The sequence below is a fragment of the Microcystis sp. LSC13-02 genome (genome assembly GCA_002282935.1).
GTDB lineage: Bacteria > Cyanobacteriota > Cyanobacteriia > Cyanobacteriales > Microcystaceae > Microcystis.
This window is the reverse complement of record MTBT01000309.1, coordinates 13,476-15,156: the sequence shown is the minus strand read 5'-3', so window position 1 is coordinate 15,156 and position 1,681 is coordinate 13,476. Positions and strand designations below refer to the sequence as shown.

General features: G+C 41.2%; 1 protein-coding gene and 1 pseudogene. Both read left to right on the top strand.

The window, feature by feature from the left end; genetic code table 11:
- The first annotated feature begins 91 nt into the window (after window positions 1-91).
- Window positions 92-1,123 carry a GntR family transcriptional regulator gene (locus BGL89_RS19290; protein ID WP_286827142.1) on the top strand — a complete coding sequence of 344 codons (1,032 nt, stop codon included), beginning with the start codon at window positions 92-94 and terminating at the stop codon, window positions 1,121-1,123.
- Window positions 1,124-1,388: 265 nt separating this feature from the next.
- Window positions 1,389-1,592: pseudogene (locus BGL89_RS19285) on the top strand (VWA domain-containing protein); the annotation flags it as partial.
- Window positions 1,593-1,681 lie beyond the last annotated feature (89 nt).

Genomic DNA, 1,681 nt, shown 5'->3' with positions numbered 1-1,681 from the left:
GGGCAACAAAGCCTGAAACTCCTGACTCCTGACTCCTGACTCCTGACTCCTGACTCCTACCACCACCGAAAAACTTTTTCAGCAGACCCTAATGATAGAATGGGCATCAGCGAAAGTAGTTTGTGAGCGAAGTGATCCGATGCAGTTCCAAATCCAGCCAGACAGTGAAATTCCCGCCTCTAAGCAATTATTTGACCAAATTCGCTTCGCTATCGCCTCTCGTCAGTATCCACCAGGCCATCGTTTACCTAGCACCCGTCAACTAGCTATGATCACGGGATTACACCGTAATACGATAAGTAAAATTTATCAACAACTGGAAGACGATGGGTTAGTAGAATCAATAGCAGGTTCGGGGATTTATGTCAAGGCTCGCGGGCATGAAAACGATAATTTATCGGGTTCACCCCTATTGGAACAAAATCCAGAAATAGGCCGACTAATTCGCCAGAGTTTGGCTGGTTTTCTCGCTCAAGGTTTAACTTTAGAGCAAATTCGCGAGTTATTACTGGCGGAAATCGATTGGCGATCGCAGTGTAGTTCTCAAGTTCTTGTCACCATTCCCCGTCACGATTTGGGTGCAGGAAAACTAATGTTGGGAGAATTAGAGCAATCCCTCAAAATTCCCGTCCAATTAGTGGCAATGGAGGATTTAGCCCAAGTTTTAGCCAATACTAAATCTGCCACTGTTGTCACCAGTCGCTATTTTATCAGTGTAGCGGAGGAAATTGCCGCTCCTTTTCACCTACGAGTCATTCCCATCGATATCTACGATTACAGCAAGGAATTGGCATTAATCAAAAAATTACCCACCGATAGCCGTTTGGGGATTGTCAGCATTAGCACCGGTATTATTAAGGTGGCCGAAATTTTAATTCATAGTTTACGGGGCGATGATTTATTAGTTATGTCTGCCCAAATTCATGAAACGGATAAGTTAAAAGTTTTAGCTCGAACTTCCCAGACAATTATCAGTGATCAAGCGAGTTATACTTTAATTAAAAATCTGATTAATGAAGTGCGATCGGATTTAATTCGTCTGCCAGAAATTATCTGTAGTGATAATTATATTGGGGATAAATCAATTCAATTGCTAAGACGAGAATTAGGATTAGGTGGTTAGTTGATAAGCTAGGACACATTTTAACCGCTAAATCTCCCCCAATCCCTTTACTGTTGCCTCTTGCAAGAGAGCCTTATCTCAACAAGCAATTTAAATGCGCGGGCAGCTTAACTTTAAAATTTATTTTATTCTATGGTTACTATTGAGAATAACCTAGGGCAAGTCGAGAATAAAAGCGAAAAAAACTTTTAAGAAGTATTATTTTTTTAGTACAATGGCGGAAGAATAGGGACAAGCTCAATTTTTCACTCTTGGACAAGGCTAGATGAAAAGTGCTGACTGTTTAACGGTATCCCCCGGGGAATCGCTTACCGATTGGCAAAAACTGGGATTAGATTTGGTGGCTCGTTGGCAAGGACGAGATGTTATCCTAGCGATCGATCTTACCGGTAGTGTTAACTTTAATGATGAAGGACGCACGCGCCTCGGTCAAATTATTCGCGATAGTTTAAAAAATAACGATTCGGTTTATTTAGGGTCTGCTGAATAATGGTAAAACCCTTTTAAAATAAAGCTTTTGACCTGTTAAAGTCCGATGTTAGTGCAAGAAAATAGGAT

Excerpts from the sequence above, each read along its gene's own strand:
- BGL89_RS19290 (WP_286827142.1), top strand. The coding sequence starts at position 92 with ATGATAGAATGGGCATCAGCGAAAGTAGTTTGTGAGCGAAGTGATCCG.